Source organism: Arthrobacter sp. zg-Y769 (genome assembly GCF_020907405.1).
In the GTDB taxonomy this organism is placed as follows: Bacteria; Actinomycetota; Actinomycetes; order Actinomycetales; family Micrococcaceae; genus Arthrobacter_B.
This window is the reverse complement of sequence record NZ_JAJJOE010000004.1, coordinates 470,059-482,426: the sequence shown is the minus strand read 5'-3', so window position 1 is coordinate 482,426 and position 12,368 is coordinate 470,059. Positions and strand designations below refer to the sequence as shown.

Below are 12,368 nucleotides of genomic sequence, written 5' to 3'. Positions count from 1 at the left end.
CTGCGGCTCACCGCTTGTAATCTCGAAGGGTCGACGGCGGATCCGAATAGGCGCCGCGCCCGGCATCCGCGCGGGTGCCGCACCGAACCCGTCGGCCCCAGGGAGACGCCATGCAACTGGAACCGCGCAGGCCCAGCACCAAGGGACCGGCCCACATGTTCACCGGCGACGTCTGGTTCGAGGTCATCGCGGCACCGCAGCCGGCACCGTCCCGGATGCGGGTCAACGCCGTGCATTTTGCCCCCGGTGCCCGCACCGCCTGGCACGTCCACGCCGTCGGGCAGACCCTGCACGTCACCGAAGGCTACGGCCTGATCCAGTCCCGCGGCGGGGACATCCTGACGATGCCCGGTCCTGATTTCGGATGACCAAAGAGAGGAAAACCGATGGAGAACGTCACGCTTAACAACGGCGTCGAAATGCCGATCCTGGGCTTCGGTGTGTACCAGGTCCCGCCGGACCAGACCGAAGAGGCCGTGACCAATGCCCTGGCCGCCGGCTACCGCTCCCTGGATACCGCCGCGGCCTACCAAAACGAAGACGCCGTGGGGCGCGCCGTCCAGAAGAGCGGTTTGGCGCGCAATGAACTGTTCATCACCACCAAGCTGTGGATCCAGGACAACGGCGAGGCCACCACCACGCGCGCCTTCGAGACCTCGCTGCAGAAGCTGGGCATGGAGTATGTGGACCTGTACCTGATCCACCAGCCCTTCGGCGACGTCTACGGCGAGTGGCGGGTGATGGAACAGCTCTACAGTGACGGCGCCGCCCGGGCCATCGGGGTCTCGAACTTCATGCCGGACCGGCTGCTGGATCTGATCATGCACAACGACGTGGTTCCCGCGGTGAACCAGATCGAAACCAACCCGTTCTACCAGCGGGCGGTGGAGAACCAGCTGATGACCGAACGCGGCGTCCGGCACGAGTCCTGGGCGCCGTTCGCGGAGGGGAAGAACAACCTCTTCTCGGATCCCACGCTCTCGGCCGTCGGCGAGGCCCACGGGAAGTCCATTCCCCAGGTGGTGCTGCGCTGGCTCATTCAGCGCGGGGTGGTGGTGATCCCGAAATCGGTCCGGCCGGACCGGATGGCGGAGAACTTCGATGTGTTCGACTTCGAGCTCAGCCCCCAGGAAATGGCCTCTATCGCAGACCTCGACACCGGGAAGTCCCTGTTCTTCGACCATCGGGACCCTGAAGCCGTCGCCCGGCTGAGCGGGGTCACTTTGGAGTAGGTTCGGGCGCCCGCGCGCCCGGCTTGGTTTCGGGCGCCTTCTTCAGGTCCCGCACGAGGTAGAGCCAGGGAAAGGACCGGCTGCCCACCTGCCAGCCGTCCGTTTCGTAGTGGGAGGACGGCCGGGTCCAGAGCACGCGGCGGTGTTCCCATTGGGTGTCCGTCCGCAGCATGCGGTGCCGGAGCATGTCGACGCCGATGGTGCGCCAGCCCAGCCGCCCGGCGAGTTCCAGCTCGGGCATTTCGTCGAAGGCCGTGACCGGGCCGAGCCAGCGCTCGCGGGAACCCGGGGCCGGCTCCTCCGGACGCGCGCCGAAACGCTGCTGCACCGCCTGCCGGGTCATCCCCAGCTCGCGGCCCAGCGCGGCCCAGCTGATTCCCGCGCTCCGTGCCGCCGCGACGGCCCGGTGCTGCAGCTGCTGGCTGGCCTGCTCGGCGGCGCCCGTCCGGGCCACCAGGGCGAGGTGGTCCGCCTCGGTGAGGGTCCCGGCGTCGTCGTAGTCGCCGAGGATCAGTGACCCGATCTGTTCCTGCAGGTCGGTGACGGGCCCGCCGGGGCTTGTGCCGGTCCGATCCGTCACGGCTGTTCCCCGGTATCGCGGCTCGGCAGCCAGTACTCCGTGCCGCTGCTGTCCGTGTTTCCCCGCCGGACGACCTGCGTGACGGCAAGGTACACGCTGAGCGCGATCAGGGCGAAGCCGCCGCCCTGGCAGAATCCCTTGGGGAAACCGTGCAGATCGAGCAGCAGCCAGGTGGCAAATAGAGCGATCCCACCCAGGAACATCAGTGCGGCGTAGACGGCGGTGACGATGCGGAGAGTTCTCATGTGTCAATAAAAGCTTGACACCGGAGGAACGTCAAGGGTTTGTTGACACTTTCTTTAGCCGGTTCCCGCTACTCGCGTATTCCGGGTTCGCGGCGGCTACCGTGCAGGGACCGGTGCACCACCAGCGGTGCACTGAAGAGATAGGGGAGCGGACATGGAACTTTTAAGGCTGTCGTTGTGGTCAACCGGGTCGGTGCTGTCCATCGGATCGAAGAATTCGGTGTTGTCGATCGGCAGCGTGGGATCGGCGTGCTCGATCGGTTCGATCGGATCCTTCGGGTCGGTGCTGTCCATCGGATCTGCGTTATCCGCGGTGGCGGTGATGTCCTGGCTGTCCGTCGGGTCGATCATGTCTTCGCGAACCAAGGCCGGAGTTATGGCCGCGGGCAAGCCCTAGCCGAAGGGTACCGGGAGCTACCGCACCGTTGCGGGCGCGAGCTGCCGCCGCAGCTCCGCACAGAGTTCCGCCAGCGCCTGCGGGGCGCTGCGGCACAGCCGGGGGAACGCCAGATAGCCGTGCGGCATCCCGACATAGGTGGTGACCCGGACCGGGACGCCGGCAGCGCGCAGGGCATCGGCGTACCGCAGCCCGTCGTCGCGGATCGGATCGTGCTCGGCCACCTGGATCAGTGCCGGCGGCAGCCCCGTGTGGTCCAGTGCCAGCAGCGGCGAGGCATAGGGATTACGCCGGTCCTCCAGGTCCGGAACGTAGAGGCTGCCGTAGCGGAGGATGTCCTCCTTGGTGAGGATGGGGGCATTCGCGTTCTCCTCGATGGACGCACTGCCCAGGGTCATATCGGTGGCGGGATAGATCAGCCCCTGGAAAGCGATCGCGGGTCCGGACCGGTCCCGGGACATCAGCGTCAGCACCGCTGCCAGGTTCCCTCCGGCGCTGTCGCCCACCACGGCGAGCCGGCCGGCGTCGGCCTCCCATTCATCGGCGCGCCCGGCCACCTCGAGCAGCGCGGCATAGCAGTCCTCGGCGGCGGCGGGCCATGGGTGCGTGGGCGCCAGCCGGTATTCCACGGAGACGACGACGGCGGATGCGTCCCGGGCGATGGTGCTGGCCAGCGAGTCATAGATGTCCAGGTTGCCGACCGTCCAGCCGCCGCCGTGGATCAGGACCACCAGGGGCAGCGGACCGGCGGCGTCCTTGGGCCGGTACACCCGGACGGGGATCCGGCCCTCGGCCCCCGCGGCGGTATCGTCCTTCATGCTGACGCCGGATGCGACGCCGCCCAGCACCCAGTCCAGAACCGGGCTGTGCTTAATGGTGCGCTGCTGATCGGCGAGGATCTGTTCCTCGCTCTTACGGGCCACCGAGGTCCTGCCCAGCACCTTGCCCACCAGCCGCACCCGCAGATCAAGCTTTGCCATCTTGTTCCTTCTTCCGTGGTCCTGCCGACTTAGGCCTGAATATAGCCCTCCACAGGCCCCCGGCGGGCGGGCGCTCGCCGTCGTCGTTCCGAAAAACCGTTGCCGCACCCCTGTTGACCCGGCAGAATCGGACGGTACGGCGGAAGGCGCGGGACAATGTTGCCCGGGCGCGGCGGACGGATGGAGCGGCAATGAGCACGGACACCACCACGAACACCGGCACAAGCCGGGCCCCGCACGCCGCGGACAGCCACGACGTGATCCGCGTGCAGGGTGCACGGGTGAACAACCTGCGGGACATCAGCATCGAGATTCCCAAGCGGCGGCTGACGGTGTTCACCGGCGTATCCGGCTCCGGCAAGAGCTCGCTGGTATTCGGTACCGTGGCCGCCGAATCCCAGCGGCTGATCAACGAAACCTACAGCGCCTTTGTGCAGGGCTTTATGCCCTCCCTCGCCCGGCCGGAAGTGGACCTGCTGGAGGGGCTGACCACCGCGATCATTGTCGACCAGGAACGGATGGGTTCGAATCCGCGTTCCACGGTCGGCACCGCCACGGACGCCAACGCGATGCTGCGCATCCTGTTCAGCCGGCTCGGGAAACCGTCCATCGGCGCGCCCAACGCATATTCCTTCAACGTTCCCTCCGTGAAGGCCTCCGGCGCCATCACGGTGGAGCGCGGCGACGGCAAGACCCGGGCGGAAAAGGCCACCTACAACCGGCTGGGCGGCATGTGCCCGCGCTGCGAAGGCACGGGGGCGGTCACGGACTTCGACCTCACGGCCCTGTACGACGGCGCGAAGTCACTGTCCGAAGGGGCCATCACGGTCCCCGGTTACAGCATGGAGGGATGGTTCTCGCGGATCTACGCCGGCTCCGGGTTCTTTAACATGGACAAGCCGATTGCAAAGTTCAATAAGCGCGAGCTGCATGACCTGCTCTATAAGGAACCCACCAAGATCAAGGTGGAGGGCATCAACCTGACCTATGAAGGTTTGATCCCCAAGATCTCCAAATCCATGCTCTCCAAGGATCCCGAAGCCATGCAGCCGCACATCCGCGCCTTCGTGGAACGGGCCATCACCTTCAGCACCTGTCCGGAGTGCGACGGGACCCGGCTCAGCCCGGAAGCGCGGTCTTCGAAGATCGGCGGCGTCAACATTGCCGACGTCTGCGCCATGCAGATCAGTGACCTGGCCGGCTGGGTCCGGGGCCTGAAGGAACCCTCGGTGGGTCCGTTGCTGACCGGCCTGCAGCACCTGCTGGACGCGTTTGCGGAAATCGGGCTGGGCTACCTGTCCCTGGACCGACCCTCGGGCACCCTGTCCGGCGGCGAATCGCAGCGGACCAAGATGATCCGGCATTTGGGCTCCTCGCTCACCGATGTCACCTACGTCTTCGACGAGCCGACCATCGGCCTGCACCCGCACGACATTGCCCGGATGAACCAGCTCCTGCTGCAGCTGCGGGACAAGGGCAACACCGTGCTGGTGGTGGAGCATAAGCCCGAAACCATCGGGATCGCCGATCACGTGGTGGACCTGGGTCCCGGCGCCGGGTCCGACGGCGGCACTGTCACCTTCGAGGGGCCGCTCGCCGGGCTGCGGACCAGCGGCACGCTGACCGGCCGCCACCTCGGGGACCGGGCGCGGCTCAAGGAGTCGGTGCGGCCGCCGTCGGCGTCGCTGCAGGTGCGCGGCGCCGCAACCAACAACCTGCGCGACGTCGACGTCGACATTCCGCTGGGGGTGCTGGTGGTGCTGACCGGGGTGGCCGGTTCGGGCAAGAGTTCGCTGATCTCGGGCTCCGTTTCCGGCCGGAAAGGCGTGGTGACGGTGGACCAGAGCCCCATCCGCGGTTCGCGGCGCAGCAACCCCGCCACCTACACCGGCCTGCTGGAGCCGATCCGGAAGGCGTTCGCGAAGGCCAACGGGGTGAAGCCGGCCCTGTTCTCCTCCAACTCCGAGGGGGCCTGCCCGGCCTGCAACGGCGCCGGCGTCATTTATACCGAGCTGGGCGTGATGGCCACGGTGGAGTCGGTCTGCGAGGAATGCGAGGGCCGGCGGTTCCAGGCCTCCGTGCTGGAATATCGGCTGGGCGGCAAGGACATTGCCGAGGTGCTGGCGTTGTCGGTCACCGATGCTGAGGCTTTCTTCTCCGCCGGGGAGGCCGCCACCCCGGCCGCGCATAAGATCCTGGGCCAGCTCGCCGACGTCGGGCTGGGGTACCTGCATCTGGGCCAGCCGCTGACCACGCTGTCCGGCGGGGAACGGCAGCGGTTGAAGCTGGCCACCAACATGGGCGGCAAGGGCGGCATTTACGTGCTGGACGAGCCAACCACCGGGCTGCACCTGGCCGACGTCGAACAGCTCCTGGCACTGCTGGACCGGTTGGTGGACGCCGGAAAGTCCGTGATCGTGATTGAACACCATCAGGCGGTGATGGCACACGCGGACTGGATCATCGACCTGGGCCCGGGTGCCGGGCGTGACGGCGGGCAGATTGTGTTCGAGGGGACGCCGGCGGAGCTGGTTGCGGGGAAGCCGACGCTGACCGGGGAGCATCTGGCGGCGTACGTGGCCGGATGAGGTTTGCTGCCGCTTGCTGCTGCCATCTGGGGAAATCCCTCCGCCGCGCCGTGGCGGGGATGTCCCAAACCGGTCGAAGTATCCCAGGGCGGCGGCAGGGTCAGGACACCGGGCTGCGGGGCGCAAACATGATCACGGCGACCCCCGCCAGACAGATCAAGGAACCGAGGATGTCCCAGCGGTCGGGCCGGAAACCGTCGAAGACCATGCCCCAGGCCAGCGATCCGGCCACGAACACTCCGCCGTACGCGGCCAGGATCCGGCCGAAGTGCGCGTCCGGCTGCAGCGTGGCCACGAACCCGTAGGCGCCTAGGGCCATCACGCCCAGGCCGGCCCACCACCAGGCCCGGTCCTCCCGCACCGATTGCCACACCAGCCAGGCGCCGCCGATTTCGGCGGCAGCGGCCAGCAGGAACAGCAGGATGGTTTTTGCGATGGTCATGGCATCCATCCTGCCGCAGGTTCGGAGGGGAGCGGGGGTGCGGGGGATGGGATGCGGGGGTGCCGGGGGTGCCGAGGGCGCGGGGATGCGGGGTGCGGGGAGGTGCGGGGAGGTGCGGGGAGGTGCGGGGGAGCGGCGGGAGATTGCGGGCGGGCGGCGAGCGCGGTCGGAGTTTGTGCTGCCAGTTTGGGAACTTGCTGCCGGTTTAACCTGGCAGCAAAACGTCAAAGTGGCAGCAGAAGTGCAAAACGGCCGATTAGCCGGCTGGTCTGGACGGGGAACCACCGGATTTCCTGCACATTGTCGGAATCCCTGCAGTTTGTATCAATCCCCGCGCCGCGCAGCGCAGGGATTGTCACAAAACGCAGGGATTGTCACAAACCGCAGGGATTTGCCCAAAACGCAGGGAAACCAACCCGTGCTGCGTCAAGGGTCGTCCGGTGCGCAGGGAAACCTCACCCCCGAGCCGGCTGGCCCGTCCCAGGCTCGGTCACCAGGCCGGGGTCCCGGGCAAAACTCCGGCGGGCTCTGCCCCGTCCCCGGGAATCCCGCCCGCCGGCGCCGGCCCGGCCTCGACAAGCCCGCCGGTCGGCCCCGGCCCCAAGAAGCCCGCCGTCGGAGCCCGGCCCGGCCCGCCCCGCCGTCGGCCCGGCCCAGCCCGCCCGCCACACCCGCCCCGGTACCCAGCACGTCACGCCGCATGCGAACCCCGTACACGGCTCCGGACCTCGCGGTACAGCAGGCTCTCCACCGCCACCAACCCGGCAATCAACGCTGCAACGAGGAGAAGCGCCGCCAGGGAGGTCAACGGCGGACCGGCGGCTATCAGGACCAGCAGCAGCACAGCCGTGCCCAGTCGCCACTTCTTCCAGCCGCCGCCCATCCTCCGCCAAAAGCCCGCACTGGCCAGCAGATACAGTGCCGGTCCGCCGAACAACGCGAAAGCCCCGACGCTGCCCAGGCCCTTCCCCTCCTCCACATGCGCCAACGCATGCTCCACACCCAACGCCGTGAGGACAATACCGGCCACAAGGGGCAAGTGCAGGTAGGTGTACGCGACGACGGCGGCCGACGACCGGACGGATCCGCGCAGTGCGGCGAAGCGGTGTTCCGCCGCGACCGCCGTGACATCGAAGTAGAGCCACCAGAGCCCGATGGACAAACAGATTCCCGCCGCCGCACCGGCAAGCACCGGTATGCTCACGGGCACCGCGGAGGCACCCACGCCGATGGAGACGATGGATTCGCCGAGCGCGAGGATGATGACGAGCCCGTACCGCTCGGTCCAGTGCACGGCCGAGTGGACCCGCCAGTTCCCGTGCCACGAGATGAGGAAGGTGATGCCGGTGTCCAGCCCCATGCCGGTGAGCCAGAACCAGGTCTGCGCGGTTCCGCCGAGCAACGCTCCGGTGATGACCAGCGCCGCTCCCAGGACAGCGGTGACGGTCAGCTTGGCTATCTGGTGCCGCAGGGGCTGATCGTTTCCGGCCGCATACACGTACAGCCCCAGGTGCAGGAGCCGGACCGCGGTGTACGCCAGGGCAAGGACCAGCGGGCCGTGCAGTCCGCCGTCGAGGTCTTCGAAGGCCTCGGGGATGGCCAGTGCGGCAATGAAAATCGCCACCATGACGGCGGCCAGGCCGAACCGCATGAGTCCTTCATCGGCGTGTGCCTGGTTGGCGAGCCAGGAGAAGGGCGCCCAGGACCACCACAGCAGGGTCAGGATGACCATCCCCTGCAACACACCGAGGAATGAATACTCATGCACCATGAATCCGGTGACCTGGGTGAACGCGAACACAAATACCAGGTCAAAGAACAGCTCAAACGTGGTGACCCGGTGCGTTTCGTCCGAGATGCGGGCGGCAGGAAGCGGCGGGCGCGGCACATGCGGCATGGCACAAAGAATAGGAGTCCGCGGCGCCGGTCAGAAGAGCTGCCGGCGGCTACAGCGTCCGGATCGGGGTGCCTGCCAGGAACGCGGAGATGTCCTCCACCACCTGCGGAAAGAACGTGCGGTAGTTCCGCTCGGTGACGTAGCCGAGGTGCGGGGTTGCCAGGACGTTGGGCAGGTCCCGGAACGGGGAATCGGCGGGCAGCGGCTCTTCGGCAAACACGTCCAGCCCGGCGCCGGCAATCGTCTGCCGCCGAAGGGCATCGAGCAGGGCAGCCTGATCGACTATCCCGGCCCGGGAGGTGTTGATCAGGAAGGCACCCGGCTTCATCAGGGCCAGCTCCGCGGCCCCAAGCAGCCCGCGTGTCCGGTCGCTCAGCACCAGATGGACGGAGAGGACGTCGGACGCCGCCAGCAGCGCCTCCTTGGAGGGAGCGAGGCGGGCGCCGGCGTCTTCGGCACGTTCGGCGGTGAGATTTTGGCTCCAGGCGAGGACCTCCATCCCCAATGCAGCGCCTACCCGTGCAACCTGCACCCCGATCTTCCCCAACCCCAGCAGGCCGAGCGTGGCACCGTGCAGATCGGTGCCGATGGTCTGCTGCCAGGGTCCGCGGTCCCGCAGTGCGGTTGCCTCCGGGACCAGGTGGCGGGACAGTCCCAGGATCAGCGCCCAGGTCAGCTCTGCGGGCGGCGTCGAATTGCTGGCCGTCCCGCAGACGGTGACGCCCTGCTCCCGGGCTGCCGCCAGATCGATCGAGGCGTTGCGCGCCCCGGTGGTCACCAGCAGTTTCAGGCGGGGCAGCCGGGCCAGCAGGGTCGCCGGAAAGGGGGTGCGCTCACGCATCACGACGACGACGTCGAACCCGGCCAGGCGGGCGGCGACGGCGTCCTCGTCGGCCAGGTGGTCGGAGAAGACGGTCAGCTCCACCTGGCCCCGAAGCGAATCCCAGTCGGCGAACCGGGTGGCGGCGTCCTGATAATCGTCGATCACTGCGCATGTAACAGTCATGAACTCTTCCCTGCTGGCGGTTGGCCTGATGGGCACCAAGGTACCGTGCCGGCTGTAACTACGAGGGCACTCCGGAACCTCGTCGGCATATCCCCTTAGTCGGCATATCCCCTTATTTGACAGGAATCCGCTCCTGCTGAATATTGAAGCAATGAGCACCTCAGCGAAAACCCCGGCCTTTGCAGCGATTTTCCTCGCGCTGATGTGTACGGGAATTTCCCTTTCGAGCATCACGGTTTCCCCGCTTCCGATTCGAATCGCCATGATCGCCGTGGCTTTGCTGCTGGTTGCCGCAGCGGGAGCATTCGTGGGGATTGCCGTGTCCCGGCTCCGGCAGGCCGAGGGGGAATGACGCCGGCAACCCGTACGGAACCGCCCTTCTTGTGACCCGCGTCATGTCTCCGGTACGGTGACTAGACCCCCGGTGGTTCAACTATCGAACCTTCTGTTCGAATAGCGAACACCTTCCGGCGGGCACCTACGGCACAACGAAGTGAGGACCCCCGTGCAGTTCCACCACCACGGTTACGTTTCCGGCGACCCCCGCATCCAGCCCGCGGCCGGCACCGGCGTCGACCGCCCCGCCGATCTTCCCGACGAAGTGGACGTGCTGATCGTCGGCTCCGGTCCGGCGGGTATGCTCACCGCCGCACAGTTGTCGCAGTTCCCGAACGTCACCACCCGGATCATTGAGCGCCGGGACAGCCGCCTCGCCATCGGCCAGGCGGACGGTATCCAGGCGCGCAGCGTGGAAACGTTCCAGGCCTTCGGCTTCGCCGAGGAAATCACTGCCGAGGCCTACCGCATCACCGAAATGTGTTTCTGGCGCCCGGACCCGGAAAACCCGGAGAACATCGTCCGCTCCGGCCGTGCCCTGGATGACCCGGCCGGGATCAGCGAATTCCCGCACCTGATCGTCAACCAGGCCCGCGTGCTGGACTACTTCGCCCGGTTCATGGCCAACTCACCCACCCGCATGACGCCTGACTACGGGTTCGAGTTCCGCGGCCTGGAGGTCGATGACGACGCCGAGTACCCGGTCACCGTCACCCTCCTGGCCACCGCCGGTCCGGATGAGGGCACCGAGCGCACGGTTCGGGCCAAATACGTGGTGGGCTCCGACGGTGCCCGCAGCAAGGTCCGCGAATCCATCGGCAGCACCATGGCCGGTGACAAGGCGAACCACGCGTGGGGCGTCATGGACGTCCTGGCCAACACCGACTTCCCGGACATCCGCACTAAGTGCGCCATCCAGTCCTCCAACGGCGGCAGCATCCTGCTCATCCCGCGCGAGGGCGGGCACCTGTTCCGTATGTACGTGGACCTCGGCGTTGTCCCCGAAGGCGACAACGGCGCCGTCCGCAGGACCTCCATTGACCAGATCATTGCCAAGGCCAACGGCATCATGGCCCCGTACACCCTCGATGTCCGCAACGTCGCCTGGCACAGCGTCTACGAGGTGGGCCACCGGCTCACCGACCGGTTCGACGACGTCGTGCCGGAGGACCTCGGCACCCGGACCCCGCGCGTCTTCATCACCGGCGACGCGTGCCACACCCACAGCGCCAAGGCAGGCCAGGGCATGAACGTCTCCATGCAGGACGGCTTCAACCTGGGCTGGAAGCTCGGCCACGTGCTGGACGGCCGGAGCCCGGAAAGCCTGCTCTCCACCTATTCGGCTGAACGCCAGGTGGTCGCGCAGAACCTCATCGACTTCGACAAAGAGTGGTCCACGCTCATGGCGAAGAAGCCCGAAGAGTTCGAGAACCCCTCGGACCTGGAGGACTTCTACGTCCGCACCGCCGAGTTCCCGGCCGGGTTCATGACCGAGTACACCCCCTCGATGCTTATTGCCGAACCGAAGCACCAGGGCCTGGCCACCGGGTTCCCCCTCGGCAAGCGCTTCAAATCCGCACCCGTGCTGCGGGTGTCCGATACCAACCCGGTGCAGCTGGGCCACCAGGCCCGGGCGGACGGCAAGTGGCGGATCTACGTCTTCGCCGACGCCGCGGCTGCCGGAACACCGTCGCAGGTCACCGAGCTGGCCGACTGGCTGGAGACCTCCCCGGAGTCCCCGCTGGCGGCCACGCCGGAAGGGGGGGACCGGGATGCCTGGTTCGATGTGAAGGTCATTTACCAGCAGGACCACACGGGCATCGACCTGGGTGCCGTGCCGGCGGTGTTCAAACCGCAGGTCGGGCCCTTCCGGCTCGATGACCTGGCGAAGGTCTACGGCGCCGACCCGTCCGCCGACATCTTCGAGCAGCGCGGGATTTCCCGGAACGGCGCCGTGGTGGTGGTCCGCCCGGACCAGTACGTGGCCAATGTGCTGCCGCTGACGGCCACCGCGGAACTCGCGGCCTTCTTCGCCCCGCTCGTGCCGGCCCGTCAGCCGCAGGCGTAGCTCCTTTCAAACGCGCGACGACGGCGGCGCCCGGTGCCGCCGTCGTCCGGCGTTGACCGCGGCGGGGCTGGCAGACTGGGCCGCATGGACAGCTCCGCCCCTCCCGAAATCACGCCCGACTACGACGCCGCCGCGCTCCTCTGGGACGCCTATGCCGCGGCGTTCCCCCAGCAAACCGCGGCCGCCGGGGAATACACCGTGGAAGCGTTCGGCGACTCCCCGGCGATGGCCGACGAACTGCTGGCCCTGGTGCTGGCCGGCCGCAAACGCGCCACCTCCTCCGACGTCGCTGACTATGTCCCCGACGGCGAACCGCTCCCGCGGATCGGCGCCCACTGGATTGCCTGCGACGGCACCGGCACCCCGCAGGTGATCCTGCGGACTGTTGAATTGACGCTCGGAACCTTTGCGGACGCGGATGAGGCTTTCGCCTACGACGAGGGTGAAGATGACAGGAGCCTGGCGTCGTGGCAGCGCGAGCACCGGAAGTTCTGGGAACGCACGGCCGCCGCGCGCGGCGGCAGCTGGTCCGAGGAGGACGAGTTGGTGTTCGAACGCTTCGAAGTGGTCTGGCCCGCCGGACGGTAGCGCCATGCC

Annotated in this window: 13 protein-coding genes; 6 read left to right on the top strand and 7 right to left on the bottom strand. The window is 67.5% G+C overall.

Going from position 1 to position 12,368, the window contains the following annotated elements:
* The first annotated feature begins 110 nt into the window (after nucleotides 1-110).
* Together LOC60_RS04530 and LOC60_RS04525 are read left to right on the top strand one after the other, a co-directional pair.
* The gene (locus LOC60_RS04530) at nucleotides 111-368 is read left to right on the top strand and encodes a hypothetical protein (protein WP_230022630.1); all 258 of its coding nucleotides are present in this window, start codon (nucleotides 111-113) and stop codon (nucleotides 366-368) included.
* 18 nt (nucleotides 369-386) lie between these two features.
* Nucleotides 387-1,232 (top strand): aldo/keto reductase, encoded by an 846-nt coding sequence (locus LOC60_RS04525; protein ID WP_230022628.1) that lies wholly within the window; start codon nucleotides 387-389, stop codon nucleotides 1,230-1,232.
* Here the strand turns inward: LOC60_RS04525 and LOC60_RS04520 are convergent.
* The 4 genes from LOC60_RS04520 to LOC60_RS04505 all read right to left on the bottom strand — a co-directional run bounded on the left by LOC60_RS04520 (nucleotide 1,219) and on the right by LOC60_RS04505 (nucleotide 3,434).
* On the bottom strand, nucleotides 1,219-1,812 hold the full coding sequence (locus LOC60_RS04520) for a hypothetical protein (protein ID WP_230022626.1): 594 nt from the start codon (nucleotides 1,810-1,812) through the stop codon (nucleotides 1,219-1,221). The two genes, LOC60_RS04525 and LOC60_RS04520, sit on opposite strands and share 14 nt — an antisense overlap.
* Nucleotides 1,809-2,057 (bottom strand): hypothetical protein, encoded by a 249-nt coding sequence (locus LOC60_RS04515; RefSeq protein ID WP_230022623.1) that lies wholly within the window; start codon nucleotides 2,055-2,057, stop codon nucleotides 1,809-1,811. The genes LOC60_RS04520 and LOC60_RS04515 overlap by 4 nt, the downstream gene beginning before the upstream one ends.
* Nucleotides 2,058-2,153: 96 nt before the next feature.
* Nucleotides 2,154-2,423, bottom strand: a complete 270-nt coding sequence (locus LOC60_RS04510) for a hypothetical protein (protein ID WP_230022620.1) — start codon at nucleotides 2,421-2,423, stop codon at nucleotides 2,154-2,156.
* A gap of 48 nt (nucleotides 2,424-2,471) precedes the next feature.
* Nucleotides 2,472-3,434, bottom strand: a complete 963-nt coding sequence (locus LOC60_RS04505; protein ID WP_230022613.1) for an alpha/beta hydrolase — start codon at nucleotides 3,432-3,434, stop codon at nucleotides 2,472-2,474.
* Between the two features lie 191 nt (nucleotides 3,435-3,625).
* Between LOC60_RS04505 and LOC60_RS04500 the strand changes: the two genes are divergently transcribed.
* Nucleotides 3,626-6,022 (top strand): ATP-binding cassette domain-containing protein, encoded by a 2,397-nt coding sequence (locus tag LOC60_RS04500; RefSeq protein ID WP_230022610.1) that lies wholly within the window; start codon nucleotides 3,626-3,628, stop codon nucleotides 6,020-6,022.
* Nucleotides 6,023-6,122: 100 nt separating this feature from the next.
* Here LOC60_RS04500 and LOC60_RS04495 read toward each other — a convergent pair whose 3' ends face one another.
* The 3 genes from LOC60_RS04495 to LOC60_RS04485 all read right to left on the bottom strand — a co-directional run bounded on the left by LOC60_RS04495 (nucleotide 6,123) and on the right by LOC60_RS04485 (nucleotide 9,367).
* Nucleotides 6,123-6,464 (bottom strand): YnfA family protein, encoded by a 342-nt coding sequence (locus tag LOC60_RS04495; protein WP_230022609.1) that lies wholly within the window; start codon nucleotides 6,462-6,464, stop codon nucleotides 6,123-6,125.
* Nucleotides 6,465-7,155: 691 nt separating this feature from the next.
* Nucleotides 7,156-8,361, bottom strand: coding sequence for a low temperature requirement protein A (locus LOC60_RS04490; RefSeq protein ID WP_230022607.1), 1,206 nt, complete (start codon nucleotides 8,359-8,361; stop codon nucleotides 7,156-7,158).
* 49 nt (nucleotides 8,362-8,410) lie between these two features.
* The gene (locus LOC60_RS04485) at nucleotides 8,411-9,367 is read right to left on the bottom strand and encodes a D-2-hydroxyacid dehydrogenase family protein (RefSeq protein ID WP_230022605.1); all 957 of its coding nucleotides are present in this window, start codon (nucleotides 9,365-9,367) and stop codon (nucleotides 8,411-8,413) included.
* Nucleotides 9,368-9,518: 151 nt separating this feature from the next.
* Between LOC60_RS04485 and LOC60_RS04480 the strand changes: the two genes are divergently transcribed.
* The 3 genes from LOC60_RS04480 to LOC60_RS04470 all read left to right on the top strand — a co-directional run bounded on the left by LOC60_RS04480 (nucleotide 9,519) and on the right by LOC60_RS04470 (nucleotide 12,359).
* Nucleotides 9,519-9,719, top strand: a complete 201-nt coding sequence (locus LOC60_RS04480) for a hypothetical protein (protein WP_230022603.1) — start codon at nucleotides 9,519-9,521, stop codon at nucleotides 9,717-9,719.
* 153 nt (nucleotides 9,720-9,872) lie between these two features.
* The gene (locus tag LOC60_RS04475) at nucleotides 9,873-11,771 is read left to right on the top strand and encodes an FAD-binding monooxygenase (RefSeq protein WP_230022601.1); all 1,899 of its coding nucleotides are present in this window, start codon (nucleotides 9,873-9,875) and stop codon (nucleotides 11,769-11,771) included.
* An 84-nt stretch (nucleotides 11,772-11,855) separates the two neighbouring features.
* Nucleotides 11,856-12,359: an ASCH domain-containing protein gene (locus LOC60_RS04470; RefSeq protein ID WP_230022599.1), complete on the top strand. Its 504-nt coding sequence runs from the start codon at nucleotides 11,856-11,858 to the stop codon at nucleotides 12,357-12,359.
* Nucleotides 12,360-12,368 lie beyond the last annotated feature (9 nt).

What these genes read in the sequence shown, in the direction of transcription:
- LOC60_RS04500 (WP_230022610.1), top strand. Translation starts at nt 3,626, where the DNA reads ATGAGCACGGACACCACCACGAACACCGGCACAAGCCGGGCCCCGCAC.
- LOC60_RS04485 (WP_230022605.1), bottom strand. Translation starts at nt 9,367, where the DNA reads ATGACTGTTACATGCGCAGTGATCGACGATTATCAGGACGCCGCCACC.
- LOC60_RS04515 (WP_230022623.1), bottom strand. Translation starts at nt 2,057, where the DNA reads ATGAGAACTCTCCGCATCGTCACCGCCGTCTACGCCGCACTGATGTTC.
- LOC60_RS04525 (WP_230022628.1), top strand. Translation starts at nt 387, where the DNA reads ATGGAGAACGTCACGCTTAACAACGGCGTCGAAATGCCGATCCTGGGC.
- LOC60_RS04470 (WP_230022599.1), top strand. Translation starts at nt 11,856, where the DNA reads ATGGACAGCTCCGCCCCTCCCGAAATCACGCCCGACTACGACGCCGCC.
- LOC60_RS04495 (WP_230022609.1), bottom strand. Translation starts at nt 6,464, where the DNA reads ATGACCATCGCAAAAACCATCCTGCTGTTCCTGCTGGCCGCTGCCGCC.
- LOC60_RS04530 (WP_230022630.1), top strand. Translation starts at nt 111, where the DNA reads ATGCAACTGGAACCGCGCAGGCCCAGCACCAAGGGACCGGCCCACATG.
- LOC60_RS04505 (WP_230022613.1), bottom strand. Translation starts at nt 3,434, where the DNA reads ATGGCAAAGCTTGATCTGCGGGTGCGGCTGGTGGGCAAGGTGCTGGGC.
- LOC60_RS04480 (WP_230022603.1), top strand. Translation starts at nt 9,519, where the DNA reads ATGAGCACCTCAGCGAAAACCCCGGCCTTTGCAGCGATTTTCCTCGCG.
- LOC60_RS04490 (WP_230022607.1), bottom strand. Translation starts at nt 8,361, where the DNA reads ATGCCGCATGTGCCGCGCCCGCCGCTTCCTGCCGCCCGCATCTCGGAC.